The organism is Ramlibacter sp., assembly GCF_028292805.1.
Lineage (GTDB): Bacteria > Pseudomonadota > Gammaproteobacteria > Burkholderiales > Burkholderiaceae_C > Ramlibacter.
Map to the genome: position 1 here is coordinate 1 of NZ_JAQGLS010000198.1, position 20,022 is coordinate 20,022.

General features: G+C 70.5%; 25 protein-coding genes and 2 pseudogenes. 15 read left to right on the forward strand and 12 right to left on the reverse strand.

All coding sequences use genetic code 11. The annotated features are described in order from the left end of the window. Positions 1-681 (reverse strand): annotated as a pseudogene (locus JWP65_RS12070) (hypothetical protein); the annotation flags it as partial. A 113-nt stretch (positions 682-794) separates the two neighbouring features. Beyond that, the gene (locus tag JWP65_RS12075; RefSeq protein ID WP_299764011.1) at positions 795-1,937 is read right to left on the reverse strand and encodes a hypothetical protein; all 1,143 of its coding nucleotides are present in this window, start codon (positions 1,935-1,937) and stop codon (positions 795-797) included. 443 nt (positions 1,938-2,380) lie between these two features. On the opposite strand from JWP65_RS12075, the gene JWP65_RS12080 reads away from it, so the two are divergent. From JWP65_RS12080 to JWP65_RS12090, 3 genes are read left to right on the forward strand one after another with little or no spacing between them, the layout of a single operon-like run. Continuing rightward, positions 2,381-2,734: a hypothetical protein gene (locus JWP65_RS12080; protein ID WP_299764013.1), complete on the forward strand. Its 354-nt coding sequence runs from the start codon at positions 2,381-2,383 to the stop codon at positions 2,732-2,734. Then, the gene (locus tag JWP65_RS12085) at positions 2,731-2,937 is read left to right on the forward strand and encodes a hypothetical protein (protein ID WP_299764015.1); all 207 of its coding nucleotides are present in this window, start codon (positions 2,731-2,733) and stop codon (positions 2,935-2,937) included. The genes JWP65_RS12080 and JWP65_RS12085 overlap by 4 nt, the downstream gene beginning before the upstream one ends. Then, a complete protein-coding gene (locus tag JWP65_RS12090) occupies positions 2,930-3,295 on the forward strand; it encodes a hypothetical protein (protein WP_299764017.1) in 366 nt (121 codons plus the stop codon). The genes JWP65_RS12085 and JWP65_RS12090 overlap by 8 nt, the downstream gene beginning before the upstream one ends. 263 nt (positions 3,296-3,558) lie before the next feature. Here JWP65_RS12090 and JWP65_RS12095 read toward each other — a convergent pair whose 3' ends face one another. Further along, entirely contained in the window at positions 3,559-3,753 is a 195-nt protein-coding gene (locus JWP65_RS12095) for a hypothetical protein (RefSeq protein WP_299764018.1), read from the reverse strand. Positions 3,754-4,314: 561 nt separating this feature from the next. Between JWP65_RS12095 and JWP65_RS12100 the strand changes: the two genes are divergently transcribed. Further along, the gene (locus JWP65_RS12100) at positions 4,315-4,623 is read left to right on the forward strand and encodes a hypothetical protein (RefSeq protein ID WP_299764020.1); all 309 of its coding nucleotides are present in this window, start codon (positions 4,315-4,317) and stop codon (positions 4,621-4,623) included. 1 nt (position 4,624) lies between these two features. Here JWP65_RS12100 and JWP65_RS12105 read toward each other — a convergent pair whose 3' ends face one another. Beyond that, positions 4,625-5,311: a hypothetical protein gene (locus JWP65_RS12105; RefSeq protein ID WP_299764021.1), complete on the reverse strand. Its 687-nt coding sequence runs from the start codon at positions 5,309-5,311 to the stop codon at positions 4,625-4,627. A 48-nt stretch (positions 5,312-5,359) separates the two neighbouring features. Between JWP65_RS12105 and galE the strand changes: the two genes are divergently transcribed. Continuing rightward, positions 5,360-6,355, forward strand: coding sequence for a UDP-glucose 4-epimerase GalE (gene galE, locus JWP65_RS12110; RefSeq protein ID WP_299764023.1), 996 nt, complete (start codon positions 5,360-5,362; stop codon positions 6,353-6,355). A 166-nt stretch (positions 6,356-6,521) separates the two neighbouring features. After that, the gene (locus JWP65_RS12115; protein WP_299764025.1) at positions 6,522-7,292 is read left to right on the forward strand and encodes a 3-hydroxybutyrate dehydrogenase; all 771 of its coding nucleotides are present in this window, start codon (positions 6,522-6,524) and stop codon (positions 7,290-7,292) included. Here JWP65_RS12115 and xth read toward each other — a convergent pair. Continuing rightward, positions 7,289-8,065, reverse strand: coding sequence for an exodeoxyribonuclease III (gene xth, locus JWP65_RS12120; protein ID WP_299764026.1), 777 nt, complete (start codon positions 8,063-8,065; stop codon positions 7,289-7,291). The genes JWP65_RS12115 and xth overlap by 4 nt on opposite strands. Before the next feature lie 69 nt (positions 8,066-8,134). Between xth and JWP65_RS12125 the strand changes: the two genes are divergently transcribed. Then, entirely contained in the window at positions 8,135-9,352 is a 1,218-nt protein-coding gene (locus JWP65_RS12125) for an MFS transporter (RefSeq protein ID WP_299764028.1), read from the forward strand. Here the strand turns inward: JWP65_RS12125 and JWP65_RS12130 are convergent. Further along, positions 9,327-9,596, reverse strand: coding sequence for a hypothetical protein (locus JWP65_RS12130; protein WP_299764030.1), 270 nt, complete (start codon positions 9,594-9,596; stop codon positions 9,327-9,329). The two genes, JWP65_RS12125 and JWP65_RS12130, sit on opposite strands and share 26 nt — an antisense overlap. Here JWP65_RS12130 and JWP65_RS12135 point away from each other — a divergent pair. Continuing rightward, a complete protein-coding gene (locus JWP65_RS12135) occupies positions 9,595-9,759 on the forward strand; it encodes a hypothetical protein (RefSeq protein ID WP_299764031.1) in 165 nt (54 codons plus the stop codon). The two genes, JWP65_RS12130 and JWP65_RS12135, sit on opposite strands and share 2 nt — an antisense overlap. 39 nt (positions 9,760-9,798) lie before the next feature. Continuing rightward, positions 9,799-10,950, forward strand: a complete 1,152-nt coding sequence (locus tag JWP65_RS12140) for a hypothetical protein (RefSeq protein WP_299764033.1) — start codon at positions 9,799-9,801, stop codon at positions 10,948-10,950. Here JWP65_RS12140 and JWP65_RS12145 read toward each other — a convergent pair whose 3' ends face one another. Further along, the gene (locus JWP65_RS12145; protein ID WP_299764035.1) at positions 10,951-11,334 is read right to left on the reverse strand and encodes a hypothetical protein; all 384 of its coding nucleotides are present in this window, start codon (positions 11,332-11,334) and stop codon (positions 10,951-10,953) included. It lies immediately after the preceding gene. A gap of 7 nt (positions 11,335-11,341) precedes the next feature. Between JWP65_RS12145 and JWP65_RS12150 the strand changes: the two genes are divergently transcribed. From JWP65_RS12150 to JWP65_RS12155, 3 genes and pseudogenes are all read left to right on the forward strand, one after another. Next, positions 11,342-12,208, forward strand: coding sequence for an NAD(P)-dependent oxidoreductase (locus JWP65_RS12150; protein WP_299764036.1), 867 nt, complete (start codon positions 11,342-11,344; stop codon positions 12,206-12,208). 2 nt (positions 12,209-12,210) lie between these two features. Next, positions 12,211-12,693 (forward strand): annotated as a pseudogene (locus JWP65_RS20145) (MmgE/PrpD family protein); the annotation flags it as partial. 40 nt (positions 12,694-12,733) lie between these two features. Further along, the gene (locus JWP65_RS12155; RefSeq protein ID WP_299764038.1) at positions 12,734-13,576 is read left to right on the forward strand and encodes a hypothetical protein; all 843 of its coding nucleotides are present in this window, start codon (positions 12,734-12,736) and stop codon (positions 13,574-13,576) included. A gap of 78 nt (positions 13,577-13,654) precedes the next feature. Here JWP65_RS12155 and JWP65_RS12160 read toward each other — a convergent pair whose 3' ends face one another. Both JWP65_RS12160 and JWP65_RS12165 read right to left on the reverse strand, forming a co-directional pair. Beyond that, positions 13,655-14,533: a DMT family transporter gene (locus JWP65_RS12160; protein WP_299764040.1), complete on the reverse strand. Its 879-nt coding sequence runs from the start codon at positions 14,531-14,533 to the stop codon at positions 13,655-13,657. A 4-nt stretch (positions 14,534-14,537) separates the two neighbouring features. Next, positions 14,538-15,230 carry a pseudouridine synthase gene (locus JWP65_RS12165; RefSeq protein ID WP_299764042.1) on the reverse strand — a complete coding sequence of 231 codons (693 nt, stop codon included), beginning with the start codon at positions 15,228-15,230 and terminating at the stop codon, positions 14,538-14,540. Between the two features lie 67 nt (positions 15,231-15,297). Between JWP65_RS12165 and JWP65_RS12170 the strand changes: the two genes are divergently transcribed. The 3 genes from JWP65_RS12170 to JWP65_RS12180 all read left to right on the forward strand — a co-directional run bounded on the left by JWP65_RS12170 (position 15,298) and on the right by JWP65_RS12180 (position 17,600). Next, positions 15,298-16,404: an S-(hydroxymethyl)glutathione dehydrogenase/class III alcohol dehydrogenase gene (locus JWP65_RS12170; protein WP_299764043.1), complete on the forward strand. Its 1,107-nt coding sequence runs from the start codon at positions 15,298-15,300 to the stop codon at positions 16,402-16,404. After that, positions 16,404-17,249 (forward strand): S-formylglutathione hydrolase, encoded by an 846-nt coding sequence (gene fghA, locus JWP65_RS12175; protein WP_299764045.1) that lies wholly within the window; start codon positions 16,404-16,406, stop codon positions 17,247-17,249. The genes JWP65_RS12170 and fghA overlap by 1 nt, the downstream gene beginning before the upstream one ends. Positions 17,250-17,417: 168 nt before the next feature. After that, the gene (locus JWP65_RS12180; RefSeq protein ID WP_299764046.1) at positions 17,418-17,600 is read left to right on the forward strand and encodes a hypothetical protein; all 183 of its coding nucleotides are present in this window, start codon (positions 17,418-17,420) and stop codon (positions 17,598-17,600) included. 341 nt (positions 17,601-17,941) lie between these two features. Here JWP65_RS12180 and JWP65_RS12185 read toward each other — a convergent pair whose 3' ends face one another. Genes JWP65_RS12185 through JWP65_RS12195 form a run of 3 tightly spaced genes read right to left on the reverse strand, consistent with a single transcriptional unit; the run spans position 17,942 to position 19,943 of the window. Then, positions 17,942-18,541, reverse strand: coding sequence for a phosphatase PAP2 family protein (locus tag JWP65_RS12185; RefSeq protein WP_299764049.1), 600 nt, complete (start codon positions 18,539-18,541; stop codon positions 17,942-17,944). A 2-nt stretch (positions 18,542-18,543) separates the two neighbouring features. Then, complete coding sequence (locus JWP65_RS12190) at positions 18,544-19,311, reverse strand: SDR family oxidoreductase (protein ID WP_299764050.1); 768 nt, start codon at positions 19,309-19,311, stop codon at positions 18,544-18,546. A gap of 5 nt (positions 19,312-19,316) precedes the next feature. Further along, positions 19,317-19,943 (reverse strand): glutathione S-transferase family protein, encoded by a 627-nt coding sequence (locus JWP65_RS12195; RefSeq protein WP_299764052.1) that lies wholly within the window; start codon positions 19,941-19,943, stop codon positions 19,317-19,319. Positions 19,944-20,022 lie beyond the last annotated feature (79 nt).

Sequence of the window (20,022 nt, forward strand, 5' to 3'; positions counted from 1 at the left end):
CAGCGTGGCCACGGCGCTGTCGAAGTCGCGCGGCTTGTCGGTGCTGCGCACGGTGTAGCTGCCTTCATAGACGCCGCGCGACGTTTCGCGCAGCGGCACCGAGCGGACCACGCCGGGGATCTCCACCGCGGCGCCGGCGCGCGGCTGGCCGGTCAGGCGGAACTGCAACTTGCGGCCGGCCACGATGCGACCACCCGGCTCGACGGTGAAGCGCTCGATGGTGGGTGCGGCCGCCACCGGGACGGTCGGCCGGGACGCGGGCTCTGGCCGCGTCTGCGTTTGCGGCTGCAGCGCCGCCTTCAGGTCCGGCGGCAGAGGGTAGGTGCGCGTGGCGGTGCCGTCGGCCCACCGGACCCGGACGGTGACGTTCTGGCGCGGATTGAAACGGTCGCCCTGGCGGACCGTGTAGGAGCCGGTCCAGCTGCCCTGGCTCTGCTCCTGCAGCGGGATCTGCAGGCCATTGCCCAGCGTCACGCTCGCTTCGGCAGCGCCCGGCGTGGCAGTCACGCTGACGAACAGCATCCCGTCCGGCGCCAGGCCGCCGGGCGCCCTCAGCGTCATGGCGTAGATCGCGTTGCTGGAGCGCTGCTGCTGGGCCGCGACCGGCGGGGCCAGGAAGGCGGCGGACAAGGGCAGCAGCAGCATGACCGCGGCGACATGGGTGCGAACGACTGTTTTCATTGGACTTGACCTCGAGGTTGCTTTGGAACGCAGCATACGCAGGAATGCATGAATGAAGCCTGAACCGACTGCACTGCGCCATCCCGTGAACCCGGGCATGGCGCAGGTGCCGCTTAGCGGACCTGGAAGCTCCAGGCCGTGCGGGTGGTGTTGCCGGCCTTGTCGCGCACCACCAGTTCGGCGCTGTGGCGGCCGCTGCCCAGCTCTTCGCGGTAGCGCACTTGCTCGGCCGTCACTTCGGTGTTCTGGGTGACGTCCAGGCCGTCCACGGTCAGGCGGACCGAGCCGGCATCGATGCCGCTGCCGGCGTCGGCCAGCCTGGCCGTGATGCGGGTGCGGCGGCGCTCGTCCACCACTTCGCCATTGGCCGGGGCCACGGCGGTGACCTGCGGCGGCTGGTGGTCGCGGGACTGCTGGCGGTCATCGCGACCTTCGCGACGGTCATCGCGCCCGTCGCGGCCGTCGCGGCGGTCTTCGCGGCGGTCGTCGCGGCCATCACGGCCACGCGGTGCGTCGATGGCCCCTTTCAGGTCCAGGTTGGCCGTCGTGGCCAGGCTGCCGCGGGCGAACGTGGCGACCGCGCTGTCGAAGGACCGCAGGTTGTCGGCGCGGCGCACCGTGTAGCTGCCTTCGTAGACACCGCGCCCGCTCTCGCGCAGCACCAGCCCGCGGACCACGCCCGGGATCTCCACCGTGGCGGTGGCTTTCGGCGTGCCGGCCAGGCGGAAGTGCAACTCGCTGCCAGGGGCCAGGCGGCCGGCCGGAAGGACCGCGAAACTCTCGACCACCGGCACGGCGGCCACCGGGGGCGCCCGCGGCGGCACCGGGCGGCCCGCGTGCGGGGAGCCGGTTGCCAGCGCCTGGAAGCCCGGCGGATAGAAGTAGTTGCGGGCGGCGCTGGCGTCGCCGCGGTAGTTGACCTGCACCATCATCAGCTGCATCGGGTCGATGCGGTCGGCGCGGCGGACGACGTGGTGGCCGACATAGCGGCCGGCGCCGGCTTCCTTCAGGACCAGCCGCACGCCGCTTTGGCCCAGCGTCACGGTGGCGCCGAGCGCGCCCGGGGTGGCGATCACCTCGGCCCACAGCGTGGCGCCGGGCGTCAAGCCGTTGCTGGAGTTCAGCGACATGGAACGCACTTCGTGCTGGGCCACCACGGCGCGCTGTTGGGCCGTGGCCGGCTGCGCCATGAAGGCGGCGGACACCGGCAGGAGCAGCATGGCTGCAGCGACATGGGTGCGAAGAGCGATTTTCATGAAGTGACCTTCTGGATCTGTTTGCTATGGGGACAGCTTACGCAGCCCAAATGAACGAGGGCTGAACCGATGGCACTTACACTCCGGCACGCTGTCCCAGGCCGGAGCGCCCCATCAACAAACAACCAAAGCCAACCTGGCTCGTGCCTGCTCTCGCCTACGTGACGGACTGGCTGGGGTCCCAGGTGCAACGCCAGCGGCAGGCGGACTGCAGCGTCGCCGTCGTCCACTGCGGCCAAGCGGGGCTCGAGGCCGCATTCGGCAGCGCCGACCTGCTGCGGCGTCAGCCGCTGACGCCCAGGCAGCGCCTGCGGATCGCTCGCACGGCAAGAGCTTCACCGCGCGGCCGGCGTGCTGCTGCGCGAGCGGGGCCTGCTCGGGCTGGACGACCTGCTGGGGCGCTACCTGCCCGTCCTGCACCAGGATCTGGCCGCCGCTCGCTCTTGATCGCGCAGGTGACGGGCAGCGCCCGTGCGGACTGGATCGCACGCCATATCGTCGCGCCGGCCGACTGGCGCGAAACCGTGCCCGACATGCCGCTGCTGCCCAGGGGCATGCCGATGGCCAAGGGCCACAGCGCCGGGCTCCCGTTCGGCCGGCGGACGGTGGTGCCGGGCGACAACGGCTGCGACGGCATGGCATGGCCCTGGGTCGGCGCCATCGGCAGCATCCTGTGGGCGTTCAAGGAGCACGGTGCGCCCACCGCGCGGGTGGCGCCCTGGCGGGCAGCGGGATCGTCCGCTTCGGCAGCGACCACGACCAGTACGCCAGCAGCCACGAAGGCGGCGCGGCCTTGACGGGGGTCCCCTCGCGCAAGCAGGACCTGGTGGTCTCCATCGTGCCCGGCTTCGCGCCGCACCCAGCGCTGCTGGCCCGCCTCGGCCAGTCCAAGCTCGGCAAATCCTGCCTCCACCGCAAGCGGCTGGCTGACGTGGACCTGGCCGTGCCGGGCGAGCTGATCGCGCTTTCGGTGCAGGAAACCAGGCGCCGGCATGGCTAGCGTCGCCACCCTGTGGTTCGGCACCGGCAGCCTGGCCGCCTTCCTGGCGGCGAGCGCGCTGGCCGCGTGGACCCAGGGCGAGTCGTTCCAGGTGCTCGGGGCGCTGTCCGTCGTCGCCACGCTGCTCGGGCTGGCGGGCTTCGCCGTCGGGGCGGCGGCCGCGCGCCGCTTTCCCTTGCGCAATCCCTCACTGCTGGCGGGCGCAGCCAGCGCCGCCGCCTTCATCGCCGTGCTGTGGATCGCCGCGCTGGCCGGCGCCGACCCGCGCGAGTGGTGGGCGCTGGTGCTGGTGTTGCCGCTGCTCGGAGGGCTGGCGGCCTGCCTGCCGGGCCTGGCCGGCGCAAGCCCTTCGCGCTAGCACACGGCCTGCGTGCCGCTCCCCACAGAATGCGTGGACAGCACTGTGGACAAGCCTGTGGACGCAGCCCCGATCCCGCGCCGGCACTGGCCTGGCGGAGGGTGAGTGTTTGGGAGGCACTCCCTTGCAACTCCTTGACGCGGGCCCTGATCGTTGCCCAGAGACAACAGCTGTCGGCGCTTTCAAGCCCAACTCGACCAGCACCGGCTGGTGATCCGACGCCAGCGTCGCGCCGTCGATCACCAGCCGGCGCACCTTGTCCTTCAAGCGGTCGCTGACGAACACGAGTCGCAGGCCAGCGGCTCGGACCGGCAGCGCCGCCCGTGCAGGCGAAAGGTGGACGGCTGCGGCGCCGCGCCGTGCAGCAGCCGCCGGGCGTCCCACAGCCGGCCGGCGGCGGACGGCTCGGTGATGGCGGCGTCCTCGGGCTCGCTCGCCTCCAGGTGAAGTCGCCGCACAGGATCGTCGGCGGTGTGGGCCTCGGGTGTCGTACATGACCACGGTGGAGCGCTGGAACGGCACGCCCCAGATCTGTCACGCGCCGCAGGATGTTGAGCCAGTCGATCACCGCATGCGTGGGCCACTGGCTGGGCGCGATGGTGATGGCGAGGTAGCTGGCCAGCCCGTCGCCGTCCAGGTGGTGGGCCGCTGCGCCAGCACCGCCTGCCACGTCTTCGCGTCGCCCAGGCCGATGCCTTGCTGGCGTTGGCTCCAGGCAGCTGAAGGGATAGTTGGCGCACCAGTCGCGCACGCCCGGCAGGCGTTCTGACACCCGGTGACCTGCAAGGCCTGCGCCGCGCCCGTGAAGAAGATGAACCCCGCGAGCGCTGCCTGCACCAGTTTTCCCTTTTGTGCAGCGGTGAGGTGGCCAATCCGCGGGCCGCCGCTGCGCGGCAACCAGCCCCACCGTGCAGGATGCCCGTTTACGCGGCGTTGACATCGACCCGCCCCGCTCCTACAGGGCGGCGGGACGGACGGCGGGAAACTGCAGCAGACGAACCACGCCCAAGGAATCTTTCATGAAGTCCATCCTGCTTTCGCTGGCCGCCTGCGCGGCCCTGGCCGGTTGTGTCGGCTACGGCGGCGTCGGCTACGCCGACCCTCATTACGGCAGCTACGGCTACTCGCAGCCCGGCTACTACCAGAGCCAGCCCAACGTCTACACCGGCGGCACCTATTACGACTCGCAGCCGGTCTACCGCAAGAATGGCCGCCGCGACCGCGACCGCGATGGCGACGGCATCTCGAACCGGCGCGATCGCGACCGCGACGGCGACGGTGTCCGCAACCGCGACGACTCGCGTCCCAACAACCCGCGCCGCAACTGAGTCAGGGCGTCAACTGCAGCGTCGGGCGGGCCGCTTCCAGCGCGGCCCAGTCCACGGCAACCAGCCGCAGGCCGGCGTTGTCGGGGCGCGCCGGGGTGGCCACGCGCAGCGTGACGTTGCGGATGCCGAATTTCCCCATGTCCTCGACCGACAGGTAGAACGCGTCTTCGACGTCGAACGGCGGGATCTTGGCGAACCAGCAGACGAAGCCGTCGACGCCGATGCGGCCGAAGAAAGCGAGTTCGCGCCGAGCCAGGCTGCGCGCCTGGACCATCAGCGCCTGGTCCAGGTTCTGCTGGCCCGCCTGCTGCATGTACAGCACATGGGACATGTTGCCGTGCCATGCCACGGCGCCAGCAAAACCCAGCAGCTTGTTGCGGGCGGCCGGCACGATGTAGTTGGCGCAGGAGGAAAAGCAGGCGCTGGGCACCTCCACGTCCAGCCCGCGGGCGTGGATCGCCTCGGCCATGTCCAGGGCCGCCGCCACGATCCCACCCTGCGAGGTGATCACCAGCCGGGTGACCGCCGGGTCTTGCACCAGCTGCAGGAAGGCGGCCACCGAGCGCGCGTGGATCTGGCCGTCGAAGACGACGGCGTCGCCGTCCCGCCGCACGCTGGCTTGCGCGTGCGCGGCCGCCGCCGTCCACAACTGGGCCAGCGTGGCCAGGCAGATGAGCAGGCGTCGCACCACAGGCAGCATACCCGCGGTCACCCGTGAGACACTGGCAGCCGCACCATGAGCACCCTCCAGAACATCCCCCCTGTCGTGGTCGCCGGCGGGGCCGGCTACATCGGTTCGCACATGGTGCGGCTGCTGGCCGATCACGGCGTGCGGCCCATCGTGGTCGACAACCTCGCCACCGGCCACGCCGACGCGGTGGGCGGCGCCACGCTGCGGCAAGGCGACATCGGGGATGCGGCCTTCATGGGCGCCGTGCTGCGCGAATTCCAGCCGGCCTGCGTGATGCACTTCGCCGCCGCCAGCCTGGTTGGCGAGTCGGTGGCGGACCCCGGCAAGTACTGGCGCAACAACCTGGTGCAGACGCTGTCGCTGCTGGACACCATGCGCGCCTGCGGGGTCGGCCAGTTCATCTTCTCTTCGACCGCCGCCGTCTACGGCGAGCCCGTGGCGGTGCCGATGACCGAGCAGCATCCTTGCCTGCCGATCAACCCCTACGGCCAGAGCAAGCTGGCGGTGGAGCGGGTGCTGGCCGACTACGGCCGCGCCTATGGCCTGCGCTCCACCACCTTCCGCTACTTCAACGCGGCCGGCGCCCATCCCGACGGCAGCCTGGGCGAGCGGCACGAACCCGAGACGCACCTGGTGCCGCTGGTGCTGCAGGTCGCTTCCGGGCGCCGGCCGCTGATCGCGCGCTTCGGCTCGAATTTCGCCACCCGCGACGGCTCCTGCATCCGCGACTACGTGCACGTGCAGGATCTGTGCGAAGCGCACCTGCTGGCCTGGCGCGCGCTGCAGGCCGGCGCCGCCGGCGCCACCTACAACCTGGGCAACGGCGCCGGCCATTCGGTGGACGAAGTGATTGCCGCCGCCCGCCGCGTCACCGGCCACGCGATCCCGCTGCGCGACGACCCGCCGCGCGCCGGCGACCCGCCGGTCCTGGTGGCCGACGCCACGCGGGCACGGACCGAACTGGGCTGGACGCCGCGGTACGCGGAGCTCGACACCATCATCGCCCACGCCTGGCAGTGGGAGCAGCGCGGCGCCAGGTAAGCCAGGCAGGCGTCCAGCCTGGCCAGGATCAGCCGTCGAGTTGCGGGTAGTGCCGGAAGATGTCTTGCTGCCGGGGCAGCAGTGCAGTTGGCAAGGCATGCGGCACCATCGGACTGGCGGGGAAAAAAAGGATACTGGCCACCCTTCGCATGAACTGGAGAGACAAATGCTTGCCCGGAAAACCGCCCTCGTCACCGGCTCCACCAGCGGCATCGGCCTGGGTATCGCCAAGTCGCTGGCGCGCCAGGGCGCCCGCATCGTGCTGAACGGCTTCGGCGACGTCGAAGGCGCGCAAAAGGAACTGGCGGCGCTGGGCGCCGAAGTGGCCTACCACGGGGCCGACATGAGCAAGCCGGCCGAAATCGCCGACATGATGAAGTTCGCGGCCGACCGCTTCGGCCAGGTCGACGTGCTGGTCAACAACGCCGGCATCCAGCACGTGGCGGCGATCGAGGACTTCGATCCGGCCCGCTGGGACGCGGTGATCGCGATCAACCTGACCAGCGCCTTCCATACCACGCGGCTGGCGATCCCGGCGATGCGCAAGGCCAACTGGGGTCGCATCGTGAACATCGCCTCCGCCCACGGGCTGGTGGCATCGCCCGAGAAGTCGGCCTACGTCGCCGCCAAGCACGGCATCATCGGCCTGACCAAGACCGTGGCGCTGGAAACCGCGACCACCGGCATCACCTGCAACGCGATCTGCCCGGGCTGGGTGCTGACGCCGCTGGTGCAAAAGCAGATCGAGGCGCGCGCGCAGGCCGGCGGCATCGACATCGAACAGGCCAAGCGCGAGCTGCTGGGCGAAAAGCAGCCGTCGCTGCAATTCGTCACGCCGCAGGAACTGGGCGAGCTGGCGGTATTCATGTGCTCCGCCGCCGCCAACAACGTGCGCGGCGTGGCGTGGAACGTGGACGGCGGCTGGGTCGCGCGCTAGCCTGGGCGCGCCAGCCGCAGCCACACCGGCGCGTGGTCGCTTGGCTTCTCGCGCCCGCGCTGCTCCTGGTCCACTTGCGCTGCCTCCAGGCCGCCCACCAATGAGGGGCTGAGCAGCAGGAAGTCCATGCGAAAACCGGCGTTGCGCTGGAACGCATTCGCATTGACCCAGAAGGTGTAGATGCGCTCTTGCGGATGCAGGTGGCGCGTGGCGTCCACCCAGCCTTGCGCCAGCAGGCGCGCGTGGGCGTCGCGCGTTTCGGGCTGCATGACGGCGTCGAGGCGCCACAGCCAGCGGTTGTAGATGTCCGCATCGGTGGGCACCACGTTGAAGTCGCCGGCCAGCACCACCGGCTGGCCGCTGTCCATGAGCGTGCGGGCGTGCAGCAGCAGCCGCTCGGTCCAGGCCAGCTTGTAGTCGAAGTTCGGGCTCGGCACCGGATTGCCGTTCGGCTGGTAGATGGACGCGATGCGGATGCCGTCCACGTCGGCCTCCAGGTAGCGCGCCTTGGTATCGGCCACGCCGCCCGGCAGGCCGCGCCGCACTTCCCTGGGGACGGCGCCGCGCGCCAGGATCGCCACTCCGTGGTGCGCGGGCTGGCCATGCCAGACCGCGCCGTAGCCGGCCGCCTCGATCGCCGCGATCGGGAAGGTGGCGTCGCCGGTCTTGATCTCCTGCAGGCAGGCGACGTCGGGTCGTGTTTCCGCCAGCCACTCCAGCAGGCGCGGCAGCCGGGCTTTCACCCCATTGACGTTGAACGTGGCGATCTTCATGCGTGCGCGCCATTGTGGCCCGGCCATGCGGGCCATGGCGCCGCGCGGCCTCGGTAAACTGGCGGCACCTTGAAAATCTTCTATGGCTGGCGCGTCGCCGCCGCCGGCTCGGCCATCCACTTCCTGCATTCCGCCCTGCTGCTGCAGGCGTTCGGCGCTTACGTGGCCGTCCTGTCGCAGGAGCGCGGCTGGAGCAAGACGGCGCTGGCCGGCGGCGCGGCGCTGCAGTCGATCGAAGGCGCGGTGCTCGGCCCGGCCCTGGGCTGGATGGTGGACCGCTTCGGCCCCCGCATCATGGTGCAGGTGGGCATCGTGCTGCTGTCGCTCGGGTTTCTGTCGCTGAGCCAGATCGACAGCCTGGGCGGGTTCTACGCCACGATGGTGCTGATTGCCTTGGGCGCCAGCCTGTCAGGGTACTTCCCGCTGTCGGTGGCGCTGGTCCACTGGTTCAAGCGCTGGCGGGCCCGCGCCCTCTCGCTGATGAGCCTTGGCTTGGCCGCCGGCGGCATCGCCGCGCCCCTGGTCGGCTGGGCCATGCAGAGCTATGGCTGGCGCAACGTGGCGCTGGCCTCCGCCGTGATCACACTGTGCGTGGGCTTTCCGCTGGCGCGCATCGTGCGCAGCAAGCCGTCCGAAATCGGCGAGACGGTCGACGGCGATCCCGTGCCCCCGCCCTTGCAAGCCGGCGCCGCCGCGCCGCCGCCCGGGCGTGAGTTCAGCGCCGCCCAGGCGCTGCGCACGCGCGCCTTCTGGCTGCTCGGACTGGGCCACGGCTTGGCGCTGCTGGTGGTGGCCGCCGTCAACGTGCATGCCATCTCGCACATCAAGGAAGGCCTGGGCTATTCGCTGGCCCAGGCCGCGCTGGTGATCACGGTGATGACGATCGCGCAGGCCGGCGGCGTGCTGCTCGGGGCGCTGATGGGCGACCGCTGGAACAAGCGCTACGTGGCGGCCGGCTGCATGCTGGCCCACATGCTGGGCCTGCTGGCGCTGACCTACGCCAACCACGTCTGGATGCTGGGCGCTTTCGCCATCCTGCACGGCACCGCCTGGGGCCTGCGCGGGCCCTTCATGCAGGCCTTGCGCGCCGACTACTTCGGGCTGCGGGCGATCGGCATGATCCTGGGGCTGTCGGCGGTGATCATCGCGCTCGGCCAGATCGCCGGCCCGCTGATCGCCGGCGTGTTCGCCGACCTCACCGGCAACTACCGCAGCGGCTTCACCATCCTGGCGCTGATTGCGGGCTCCGGCTCGGTGCTGTTCATGCTGGCGCGCAAGCCGGAGTGACGCCGGCCGACAGGTCGCGCTGCAACGCGAGGATCCAGCCGGTGCCGTCGTCGGCCGGATAGGAGCGGCACAGTCCGGCCGCCGTCACCAGGGCGAAGCCGCCGACCTGTGCCACGTCGGCCGCCTCGGTCCACTCGACCCGCGAGACGCAGAACCCCTGCGGCTCCACGCCTGCACCGCGCAGGGCGGCCAGCAAGGCCGACTGCTCCGCCTGCGGGAACGCCACGAAGGGAATGTGTTTCATGATCCTCGCCTGGTTGGTGTGGCGCGAATCTATCCCCCCCGTTGCCGGCGGACATTTCCGCGCGGTAAACAAACGCGTCCATTGGGTCTGCGTTGCGGGCGGCACGAATATTCACGCAGCCGGCGTTGGTACCGACGGCGGCTGGCACAGCGGCAAGGGCTAAGATCCATGCACGGCGCAAGCCCGCCGCACAAGGAGCACGATGGGATCGATCAGGCCGCTCTGGCCCGCACTGCTGCTGGCGTTCTGCGGGGTGGCGGGCGCACAAGCACCGGCGCGGACACCGCAGCCTTCGCTGCCGCCGGCGGAAATCACGGCCCGCAACGCCGCCGCCGGCTACACGATCGCCACCGTCGCCACGCTGGGCATGCTGCGCGACGAATGCGAACCGCTGCTGGGCGCCGGCCCCGACGGCGCGCCAGCCATCGCCCTCGGCTGGTGGGACCGCAACCGCGACGACATCGAAACCGCCTACGTGTGGACCGACCGCTACCTGGAGACGGTGCGCGGCGCCGACGCCGCCGAACACCAGAAGCTCAGCCGCGGTGTGGCTGGCTACACCGCCGCGGTCGTCCAGCGCAATGCGCAGCAGCTGTTCCGGGCGGAGTTGCCGACGACGCAGAGCTGCAGCACGGCGCTGGCACTGTTTGCCGCGCCCCGGCTGAACGTCGACAAGCTCGGTGACAGCCCCGGCGCCGCCCGCTTTGCCGAGTACCGGCGCACGCTCGAGCGCATCCGCGGCGAGCGCGCCCACCCGCAGGTGCCGCGGGTGCAGGTCGGCCCGGAACGCAACCTGCACCACGGCTTGACCGCCAGCCTGCTGGCGGGGCAGGAGGCCACCCGCCGCGGCGACGCCGAGGGCGTGAAGAAGGCGTATGGACGGATGGCCGGGCGCGGCGATGCAAAGGCGGCGTACCAGCTGGGCGTGATGCACATGAACGGTGATGTACTGGACAAGGACGACCGGCAGGCCTACCGCTGGTTGCACCGGGCCTGGCTGCTGCGCGAAGCGGAAGCCGTGAATGCCCTGGGCGTGCTGCACCGCGACGGCCGCGCCGGCCGGCCCAATGCCAAGCTGGCGCTGGCGCTGTTTCAGCTGGCGGCGGTGCAGGCCACCGATCCGCAGAGCAAGGCCCGCGCCAATCGCAACCTGATCACGTTGGCCGGCAAGCTCCCGCTGGCCGAGCGCCGCGCCGTCGCCTGCATGACGGTGCGCGAGATCGCCGACGCAATCGAGCAGCCGATGCCGCTGGCGGACCGGCACAGCGCCCGCCTGTCCGATCCGCGCGAGAACAGGCGGCTGGCCGAACTGCTGCCGCAGATCAGCGGCGGCAAGCCGGTGGCGTGCGGTTGATCACTCCAGGCCGAACGCGTCCCGGAAAGCCGCGCAGAACTGCGCACTGCCACTGAGCGTGAGGCTCAGCGTCGTGCGCGGCGCGCCGGTCGCCCCGCGCCGGACCTGCAGCGTGCGGCCGCCCGCATCCGGCTCGACCTGCAGCGCGGTCGCCACTTCCTCCACGGCCTGCAATTCGAAGTCCCAGGCCCCGCCCTCTTCCAGCGGGCCGCGCGCGCCGGGGAAGGCGTCTTCGGCCCAGGCCAGCACGCCCAGCACTTCCTGCTGCAGCGCATTCCATTGCGGCGGCGCCACCGACGCCATCGCGTCGAAGCTGCCGCAACCTTCGGCGTCCTCGCTGGCGTCGAAGTCCAGGTAAGCCAGCCCAAGCGGTTCTCTGTTCATGACGCCATTGTCGTGTGCAGAATGCGAGAACAGAACGCTGCTGGACGCCGACGCGCAACTCGCGCAGGGGCTCGCGCAAACGCTAGGCGGCGAAGCACAAGCCGTCGCCACCCCGCGCGAAGTGGCGGCGCGCAGCGACATCGTCATCACCATGCTGCCCAACGGCCAAGTGGTGAAGGACGTCGTGCTGGGCAAGGACGGTGTCGTGCACGGCCTGAAGCCGGGCTCGGTGCTGCTGGACACCTCGTCGTGCGAACCCTGGCTGACGCAGCAGACCGCCGCCGGGCTGGCCGAAGGTGGCTGCACCATGGTCGATGCGCCGGTGTCGGGCGCGCAATGGGGCGCGCAGGACGCCAAGCTGGTGTTCATGGTGGGCGGCTCCGACGCCGACGTCGCGCGCGTCAAGCCGCTGATGGACGTGATGGGCCGCGCCGTGTTCCACCTCGGCGGGGTCGGCAGCGGCCATGCGATGAAGTGCATCAACAACTGCATCACCGCCGTCACGCTGGCCAACAGCGCCGAAGGCCTGCTGGCCAGCAAGCGCTACGGCCTGGACCCAAAGGTGATGGTCGACGTGCTGAACGAATCGACCGGCGGCTCGTGGATCACGCAGGCCCACTTCCACCAGCGCGTGTTCAACCGCGGCTTCGACGATCCGTTCAAGCTGGAGCTGATGCTCAAGGACATGGGCATCGCCATCGGCCTGGCCGCCGAAACCGACACGCCGGTGCCGATCTGGGGACTGGGTCAGCAACTGTGGCGCATGGCCGACCACGCCGCCGGCCCGGGCGCCAGCGTGAGCGAGCTGGTTCGCTGGGTGGAGAACCAGTCCGGCACCGAACTGACCGCAGGCGCCACGCCGCGGAAAGCCTGAGCATGGAACCAGAACTGCAACTCGCGCGCTTCGTCACGACGCTTCAAGCCGCAGACGTCAGCGACCAGGCGCTGCTGACCACCCGCCGCGTGCTGCTGGCCGCCATCGGCACCGGCATCGCCGGCTCCGGCGAAGACGGCATCGCGGCGCTGCGCGAACTGCTGCTTGAACGCGGCGGCAGCCGCCAAGCCACCAGCCTGGTGTTCGGCGACAAGCTGCCGGCCATGGTGGCGGCGCAGCTCAATGGCACCATGTGCCGGGCGCTGGACTACTGCGACGCGATGGCGCCCGGCATCCACATCGGCTCGTCGCTGGTGCCGGCCGCGCTGGCGGCGGCCGAACTGGCCGGCGGCTGCAGCGGCGCCGAGTTCATGGCGGCGCTGGTCGCCGGCTGCGAATTGGGCGCGCGCTTCAACCTGAGCGAAGCCATGTACGACGGCTTCGATCCCACCGGCGTGGCCATCGTGTTCCCGGCCACGGCCGCCGCCGCCCGCGTGCTGGGCCTGGACGAAAAGCAGACGCTCAATGCGCTGGGGCTGGCCTTTCAACCGCTGCGGCGGCAGCTTCCAGAGCAACATCGACGGCACGCTGGCGGTGCGCGTGATCCAGGGTTGGGTGGCGGCCACCGGTGTCGAATGCGCGCAGATGGCGCAGCGCGGCATCACCGGCCCGCGCAACTTCCTGGGCGGCATCTACGGCTACGCGCACCTGTACGGGCGCGGCCAGTTGCAGCCGGCCGACGTGGTGGCGGGCCTGGGCAGCGACTGGCGCCTGAACCGCATGATGTTCAAGAAGTACCCCAGCTGCGGCGCGACCCAGGGTCTGACCGAACTGACGCTGCAGCTGGTGCGCGAGTTCGGCATCACGACGGAGCAGGTCGCCGGCGCCGAGGTGCGGCTGAACCCGTACTGCCACCGCCTGGTCGGCCATGAATTCGCGCTGGGCGACAACCCGCGCGTGAATGCGCAGTTCAGCGCCCAGTACTGCGTGGCCAATGCGGTCGTGCGCGGCGCGGCCAAGCTGGCGCACTTCAAGCCCGACCAGGCTGCCGACCCGGCGGTGCTGGAACTGGCCAGGCGCGTGACGGCCGTGGCCGACCCGGCGCTGGACCTACGTGGGCACTCCTCGGTGGACCTGACGCTGACGCTGCGCAACGGCACGGTGCACGAGCGCAAGCTCGACATCGCGCCAGGCTATCCGGGCAACGACCTGAGCGAGCGGCAGCAGCAGGCGCGCTTTTTGGACTGCATGGAGTACGCGGCGCGGCCGCTGGCGCGCGAACAGCTGGACGGCCTGCTGGCGGCGCTGGCGCGGCTGGAGAGCCTGCCGGACGTGCGGTCCTTGCTGGACTGGCTGGTCGTGCGCTGACCCCGAGGCTGTGATCCCGGCCTGGAGCCGGGATCCAGCGACCGCCTGGATTGCGGGCCAGGCCCGCTATGACAAGGCTCAGGCGGCCCGCCGCCGGAACGGATTGAATCCCGTGATCAGCGCCGTCGCCGCCAGCACCAGCAGCGCGCCCGGCAGCATGCCGGAGGTGACCGGTTCGGCCAGGAACAGCGCGCCCCAGCTGACGCCGAACAACGGAATCATCAGCGCCGCCGAGGTGGCCGCCGTCGCCGGGATCTCGCGCATCAGCCGCATGCTGATCCAGTACATCAGCCCCGACGTGACCATGCCCAGCGCCAGCACCACCAGCACCGCCGCGGCGGTCGGCCGCATCGCCGGCAGCGTGGCCGCCGTGGGCAGTGCCAGCACCAGCATCGCCCCCACGTGCGCCACCGCCGATGCGCCCAGCGGCTGCTGAGTGAGCGTCGCGCGCTTCATCAGGACGGCGCCGACCCCGTAGCTGGCCGAAGCCACGATGCAGGCCAGCGCCGCCAGCACCACTTTCGTGTCGACCGCCACGGGGCCCAGCCGCACCAGCAGCGCCACGCCACCGAAGCCCAGCACGCAGCCGGTCAGCCGCCGGCCGGTGAGGCGCTCGTCCCCCATGACAGCGGCGCCGAGCATGCTGAACAGCGGCGCGGTGGCGTTCAGGATCGCGGAATAGCCGGCGGGAATCACCAGCCCGGCCCAGTTGAACAGCACGAACGGCGCGGCGATGGTCAGCACGCTGAGCACGCCCAGCCGCGGCCAGGCGGAGCGCGCCGGCCAGCGCTCCTTCAGCACCACCATGATCAGCGCCAGCACCAGCGCCGCCAGGCCGCAGCGCAGCCCCGCCATGCCCCAGGGGCCGAAGGCCGGGGCGGCAATGCGGATCAAGGGAAAGGAGCCGCCCCAGAGGGCCGACAGCATGATCAGCTGGGCAAAGTGCCGTGTTTGCATTTACCTACGAGGGTAGCAAGACGCGCCATTCCTCGCCGGGCGGCGCATCGATGCGCAACGGTCCGGACGGAGTCGGGAGTTCGACCTGGTGCGCATGCAGCCACAGCCGCGACGTGTCCAGCCACTGCGCCACCGCCCGGTTGTGCGCGCCCTTGCCGTGGGTGGTGTCGCCCACCAGCGGGTGCGCGATGTGCTTGAAGTGGCGTCGGATCTGGTGGCGACGCCCGCTCAGCGGCTCGGCCTCGACCAGCGCATAGCGGCTGGACGGGTGGCGGCCGGCCACGCTGAAGGGCCACTCGAAGCAGGCCAGCCGCCGGTAGCGCGTGACGGCCGCCAGCCGCTCCTGGCCGGCCGACGGCAGCTCGGGATCGCGCGCCAGCGCCTGGTCGATGGCGCCCGATTCAGCGGGCCAGCCGCGCACCAGGGCGAAGTAGCGTTTGTGCACCTGGCCTTTTTCGAAGGTCAGGCCCCAGTGGCGCGCCGCCTCGACGCTGCGGGCGAACAGCAGCACGCCACTGGTGGCCTTGTCCAGCCGGTGCAGCGGCCATAGCCGCTCGCCCAGCTGGTCGCGCAACAGCTTGAGCGCGCTGCGCTCCTCATGCGCATCGAGCCTGCTCGGATGGACCAGCAGGCCGGCGGGTTTGTCGATCGCCACCAGGGTGTCGTCCCGGTACAGCAGGCTCAGCGGTGAATGCAATGGACCTCGGCCTTCGCGGCCCTTGCATCTGTCGCACAATCGTCCGCAGTCACGCAAGGAAGCAGCAATGAAAACACGAGCAGCAGTCGCCTGGAAGGCCGGCGCCCCCCTGACCATCGAAACCGTGGACCTGGAAGGTCCGCGCGCCGGCGAAGTGCTGGTGGAAATCAAGGCCACGGGCATCTGCCACACCGACTACTACACCCTGTCGGGCGCCGACCCGGAAGGCCTGTTCCCCGCGATCCTTGGCCATGAAGGCGCGGGCATCGTGCTGGAAGTTGGCACTGGCGTGACCTCGCTGAAGCCCGGCGACCACGTCATCCCGCTGTACACGCCCGAATGCCGGCAGTGCAAGTTCTGCCTGTCGCGCAAGACCAACCTGTGCCAGGCGATCCGCGGCACGCAAGGCAAGGGCCTGATGCCGGACGGCAGCTCGCGCTTTTCGCTCAACGGCCAGCCGCTGCTGCACTACATGGGCACCAGCACCTTCGCCAACCACATCGTCGCGCCCGAGATCGCGCTGGCGAAGATCAATCCCGACGCGCCATTCGACATGGTCTGCTACATCGGCTGCGGCGTCACCACCGGCATTGGCGCGGTGATCTTCACGGCCAAGGTGGAAGCCGGCGCCAACGTGGTGGTGTTCGGCCTCGGCGGCATCGGCCTGAACGTGATCCAGGGCGCCAAGATGGTCGGCGCCGACAAGATCATCGGCGTGGACATCAACCCGGCGCGGCAGGACATGGCGCGCCGGTTCGGCATGACGCACTTCATCAACCCCAGCGAGGTCGAGAACGTGGTCGACGCCATCGTGCAGCTGACCGACGGCGGCGCCGACTACAGCTTCGAGTGCATCGGCAACACCAAGGTGATGCGCCAGGCGCTGGAATGCACGCACAAGGGCTGGGGCCGCAGCATCATCATCGGCGTGGCCGAGGCCGGCGCCGAGATCAGCACCCGGCCGTTCCAGCTGGTGACGGGACGCCACTGGGAAGGCTCGGCCTTCGGCGGCGCCCGCGGCCGCACCGACGTGCCCAAAATCGTCGACTGGTACATGGAAGGCAAGATCAACATCGACGACCTGATCACGCACCGCCTGAAGCTGGAAGACATCAACCAGGGCTTCGAGCTGATGAACAAGGGCGAGTCGATCCGCTCGGTGGTGATCTACTGATGGCCGGCGTGCAGACGCTGGCCGAGCACGCCTGCCACGGTGGCACGCAGGGCTTCTACCAGCACGACTCCGGCGTCGTCGGCCTGCCGATGCGGTTCGGCGTGTTCACGCCGCCGCAGGCGCGCAGCGGCCCGGCGCCGGTGCTGATGTTCCTGGCCGGGCTGACCTGCAACGAGGAAACCTTCGCCATCAAGGCCGGCGCCCAGCGCGCGGCGGCCGAACTCGGGCTGGTGCTGGTGACGCCCGACACCAGCCCGCGCGGCGTGGACATCCCCGGCGCCGACGCCGAGTGGGACTTCGGCATCGGGGCCGGCTTCTACCTGGACGCCACCGAGGCGCCATGGTCCACGCACTTTCGCATGGAAAGCTGGCTGACGCAGGAGCTGCCGGGCGTGGTTGCGCAAGCGTTCCCCGCGCGGCCGGACGACTGGAGCATCTGCGGCCACTCCATGGGCGGCCATGGCGCGCTGACGCTGGCGCTGCGCCATCCCGGCCGCTACCGCAGCGTGTCGGCGCTGGCGCCCATCGCCAACCCGTCGCGGGTGCCGTGGGGCTACAAGGCGTTCTCCCGCTATCTCGGCCCCGACAGCACGCGCTGGCAGCAGCACGACGCGGTCGAGCTGATCGCCGCCGGCGCCCGTACCCCGCCGCTGCTGGTCGACCAGGGCCTGCAGGACAAGTTTCTGGCCCAGCAGCTGGAGACCGACCGGCTGGAAGCCGCCTGCGCCGCCGCGGGTCAGCCGCTGTCGCTGCGGCGGCATGCGGCCTATGACCACGGCTACTTCTTCATCGCCACCTTCATCGCGGATCACCTGTGCCACGCAGCCGCCGCCCAGAACGGCTGAGCTGCGGACGCCTTCAAGCCCCGCCCGTTTTGCGCCGAGGCTGCCGGTGCCAGCTTCGGGCCGTCCGTTACAGGATGACGTCTTCGCATGCGGCCTAGGGAAATGCCTGAGTCGGTTTAGATAAACCGCCACTGGTAACAGGATGGGCGATAAGTAACACTAAGAAACATGAACCGCATCAAACGCATTTTTGGGTTCCGCAACGTGCTGGAGCGGGCCTGGGCCGAAACGCAGGTCGAGTCGCCCGACACCGTCATGCTCGCCAGCTACGCCGAGGCGGCCGAGGCGATGGAGGCGATGCGGCAGGCCGCGATGGCCAGGATCCAGGGGGAGCAGCGGGCGCCCGCCTGACGCCCGCCCGCGGCTCAGGGACTGCGGCTCTCGTAGACGAGCATCGCCGCGGCCAGCCCAGCCAGGCGCCGTGCACCACCGGCGCCGTGGCCAGGCTGGCGCAGCGGACGATGTCGGCTGCACCGCAGGCGGCCTGCAGCTCGGTGACCGCCTGCGCCGGCAGCCCTCGCTGCCGCCACTGAAGCGCCGACGCAGCCGCCTTGGCCACCACCGCGCCCACACGCTGATGCGGTCGACAGGCCGCACTGCGCGGTGGGCGTCGGGCAGCAACAGCAGGCGGTCGAAGGCAAGCGCGGCCCGGGTGGCGGCGGCGCCGAAGATCTGCATGGGTCGGCTTTCTGTCAGGAGCGCAGCAGACCGCCGGCCAGCAGCAGCCAGGCGAGCCCCACCGCCACGCCGGCCACGACGTCGCTCAGGTAGTGCGCGCCAAGGTAGACGCGGCTGAAGCACACCAGCAGCACCATCGCCACGGCCGCGGCCAGCGCCAGGGCGCGGGCGAGCGGATGCCGCAGGCGCCGCAGCGCCAGGCTGCACAGGGCGCCGTAGAACACCGTGGCGGCGACGGCGTGACCACTCGGGAAACTGAAGGTGGTCAGGTGCACCAGCGGCATGTCCAGCGCCGGGCGGATCCGCTGGAACACGTTCTTGAGCCCGACGTTCAGCAGCATGCCACCGGGCACCGCCAGCAGCAGCCGGTCGCGCCACAGCAGCCAGGCCACTGCCCCGGTCAGCGCCAGCACCGGCGCCGTGCGGTGCAGCGCGCTGACCAGCAGCATCGCCTGGGTGAGCCAGCCTTGCCGATGCGATGCCAGCCACGACGTGATGCGCGGGTCGATGCGGGTCAACTCCCCGCCGCTCATCACCTGCTGCGCCAGCAGCGCGAACAGCAGCAGGCAAGCCGCCACGAGGGCGAGCGAACCGACCGGCAGGCGGCGCTCCACCGTCAAAACTTGGTGTCGCCGCCGTCGACGACGAATTGCTCGCCGGTGGCGTGGGCGGACGCTTGGCTGGCCAGGTCGACGGCGATGCCACCGAAGTCGGCGGCTTCGCCCCAGCGGCGCGCCGGAATGCGCGGCAGCACCGCCTCGGCGAACTTTCGATCGGCCACCGTCTTCTCGGTCATGTCGGTGACGATCCATCCCGGCAGGATGGAATTGACGCGGATGCGATGCCACGCCAGTTCGACGGCCAGCGCGCGCACCATCGGCGTGACCGCGCTCTTAAACGTGCCGTGGCTGTTGCGCGGCGCGCCGTCGATCGCCGCCGCGCTGGCGGTGGCCACCAGCGAGCCGCCCTGGCCGCGCTGCGCCATGTGGCGGGCGGCGGCGCGGAAGGTGAGGAACACGCCTTGGACGTCGACGCGCTGCACCCGGCGCAACTCCTCCAGCGTCAGCTCCGGCAGCGGGGCGCCCTTGCTCGATACGCCGGCATTGGCCAAGCAGGCATCGGCGCGGCCGAGCGCGCGCACCGACGCCTCGAACGTGCTTTCCACCTGCGCCTGGTCGCCGACGTCGCAGGCGAAGGCATGCACGCGAGCGGCATCGCTGCAGTCGGCTGCCAGGGCGGTGCGGGCGCGTTCCGTCTTGTCCGGGTTGGAGCCCCAGATGGCGACGCCAGCGCCGGAGGCGAGCAAGGCCCGCGCCATTCCAAGGCCGATGCCGCCTGGGCCGCCGGTGACGACGTCGCGGGTGAGGTCGAAGGGTGCGTGCATCGCGATCATCCCTGGTGCAGCGGCAGCACCTTGCGCACCACCGGCTCGGCGTTCATCCGCTGCAGGTGGTCGGCCACCCTGGGAAAGCGCGCGACGTCGACGCCGTCGCCTTCCAGCCAGCGGCTGATGGTGAACAGGTAGAAGTCGCTGCTGCTGAAGCGCTCGCCCAGCACCCACGGCCCTTGCAGCATGTGCTCCTCGATGAGGGTGAAGCAGTCGGCCATGTTCTGCGCCACCTTCTGCTTCATGGCCGCGATCGCCTGCGCGTCGTCGGCCCAGCGCGAACCGCGCACGCGATGCGCATGCGCCACGTGCACGCTGGAGCACAGGTAGCTGTTGAACGCGTTCATCCTGGCCAGCAGGAACGGATCGTCCAGCGGCGCCAGCCCGGCCTGTGGAAAGCTTTGCGCCACGAACTGCAGCAGCGCCGGCGTCTCGGTCAGGATGCCACGCTGCGTCACCAGCGCCGGCACCCGGCCCTTGGGATTGATGCGCAGGTACTCGGGCGAACGCTGCTGGCCGCCCTGGAAGTCCAGCCGCAGCGCCTCGTAGGGTGCGCCGGTGGACTCGAGCGCCAGGTGCGTGGCCAGCGCGCAGGTTGCGGGCGCGTAATAGAGCTTGAGCATGTGCATGTGCGATCTCCGGCTGCGGACCATCTGGGCAAAGAGTGTTGCTGTTCTCTGCGGTCGAATTGCCGGTCGGCGCATCGCG

Excerpts from the sequence above, each read along its gene's own strand:
- JWP65_RS12170 (WP_299764043.1), top strand. The coding sequence starts at position 15,298 with ATGAAAACACGAGCAGCAGTCGCCTGGAAGGCCGGCGCCCCCCTGACC.
- JWP65_RS12190 (WP_299764050.1), bottom strand. The coding sequence starts at position 19,311 with ATGCACGCACCCTTCGACCTCACCCGCGACGTCGTCACCGGCGGCCCA.
- JWP65_RS12130 (WP_299764030.1), bottom strand. The coding sequence starts at position 9,596 with ATGAAACACATTCCCTTCGTGGCGTTCCCGCAGGCGGAGCAGTCGGCC.
- JWP65_RS12135 (WP_299764031.1), top strand. The coding sequence starts at position 9,595 with ATGATCCTCGCCTGGTTGGTGTGGCGCGAATCTATCCCCCCCGTTGCC.
- JWP65_RS12115 (WP_299764025.1), top strand. The coding sequence starts at position 6,522 with ATGCTTGCCCGGAAAACCGCCCTCGTCACCGGCTCCACCAGCGGCATC.
- JWP65_RS12075 (WP_299764011.1), bottom strand. The coding sequence starts at position 1,937 with ATGAAAATCGCTCTTCGCACCCATGTCGCTGCAGCCATGCTGCTCCTG.
- xth (WP_299764026.1), bottom strand. The coding sequence starts at position 8,065 with ATGAAGATCGCCACGTTCAACGTCAATGGGGTGAAAGCCCGGCTGCCG.
- JWP65_RS12160 (WP_299764040.1), bottom strand. The coding sequence starts at position 14,533 with ATGCAAACACGGCACTTTGCCCAGCTGATCATGCTGTCGGCCCTCTGG.
- JWP65_RS12090 (WP_299764017.1), top strand. The coding sequence starts at position 2,930 with ATGGCTAGCGTCGCCACCCTGTGGTTCGGCACCGGCAGCCTGGCCGCC.
- JWP65_RS12145 (WP_299764035.1), bottom strand. The coding sequence starts at position 11,334 with ATGAACAGAGAACCGCTTGGGCTGGCTTACCTGGACTTCGACGCCAGC.
- JWP65_RS12195 (WP_299764052.1), bottom strand. The coding sequence starts at position 19,943 with ATGCACATGCTCAAGCTCTATTACGCGCCCGCAACCTGCGCGCTGGCC.
- JWP65_RS12140 (WP_299764033.1), top strand. The coding sequence starts at position 9,799 with ATGGGATCGATCAGGCCGCTCTGGCCCGCACTGCTGCTGGCGTTCTGC.
- JWP65_RS12155 (WP_299764038.1), top strand. The coding sequence starts at position 12,734 with ATGCGCTGGGGCTGGCCTTTCAACCGCTGCGGCGGCAGCTTCCAGAGC.
- galE (WP_299764023.1), top strand. The coding sequence starts at position 5,360 with ATGAGCACCCTCCAGAACATCCCCCCTGTCGTGGTCGCCGGCGGGGCC.
- JWP65_RS12180 (WP_299764046.1), top strand. The coding sequence starts at position 17,418 with ATGAACCGCATCAAACGCATTTTTGGGTTCCGCAACGTGCTGGAGCGG.
- fghA (WP_299764045.1), top strand. The coding sequence starts at position 16,404 with ATGGCCGGCGTGCAGACGCTGGCCGAGCACGCCTGCCACGGTGGCACG.
- JWP65_RS12100 (WP_299764020.1), top strand. The coding sequence starts at position 4,315 with ATGAAGTCCATCCTGCTTTCGCTGGCCGCCTGCGCGGCCCTGGCCGGT.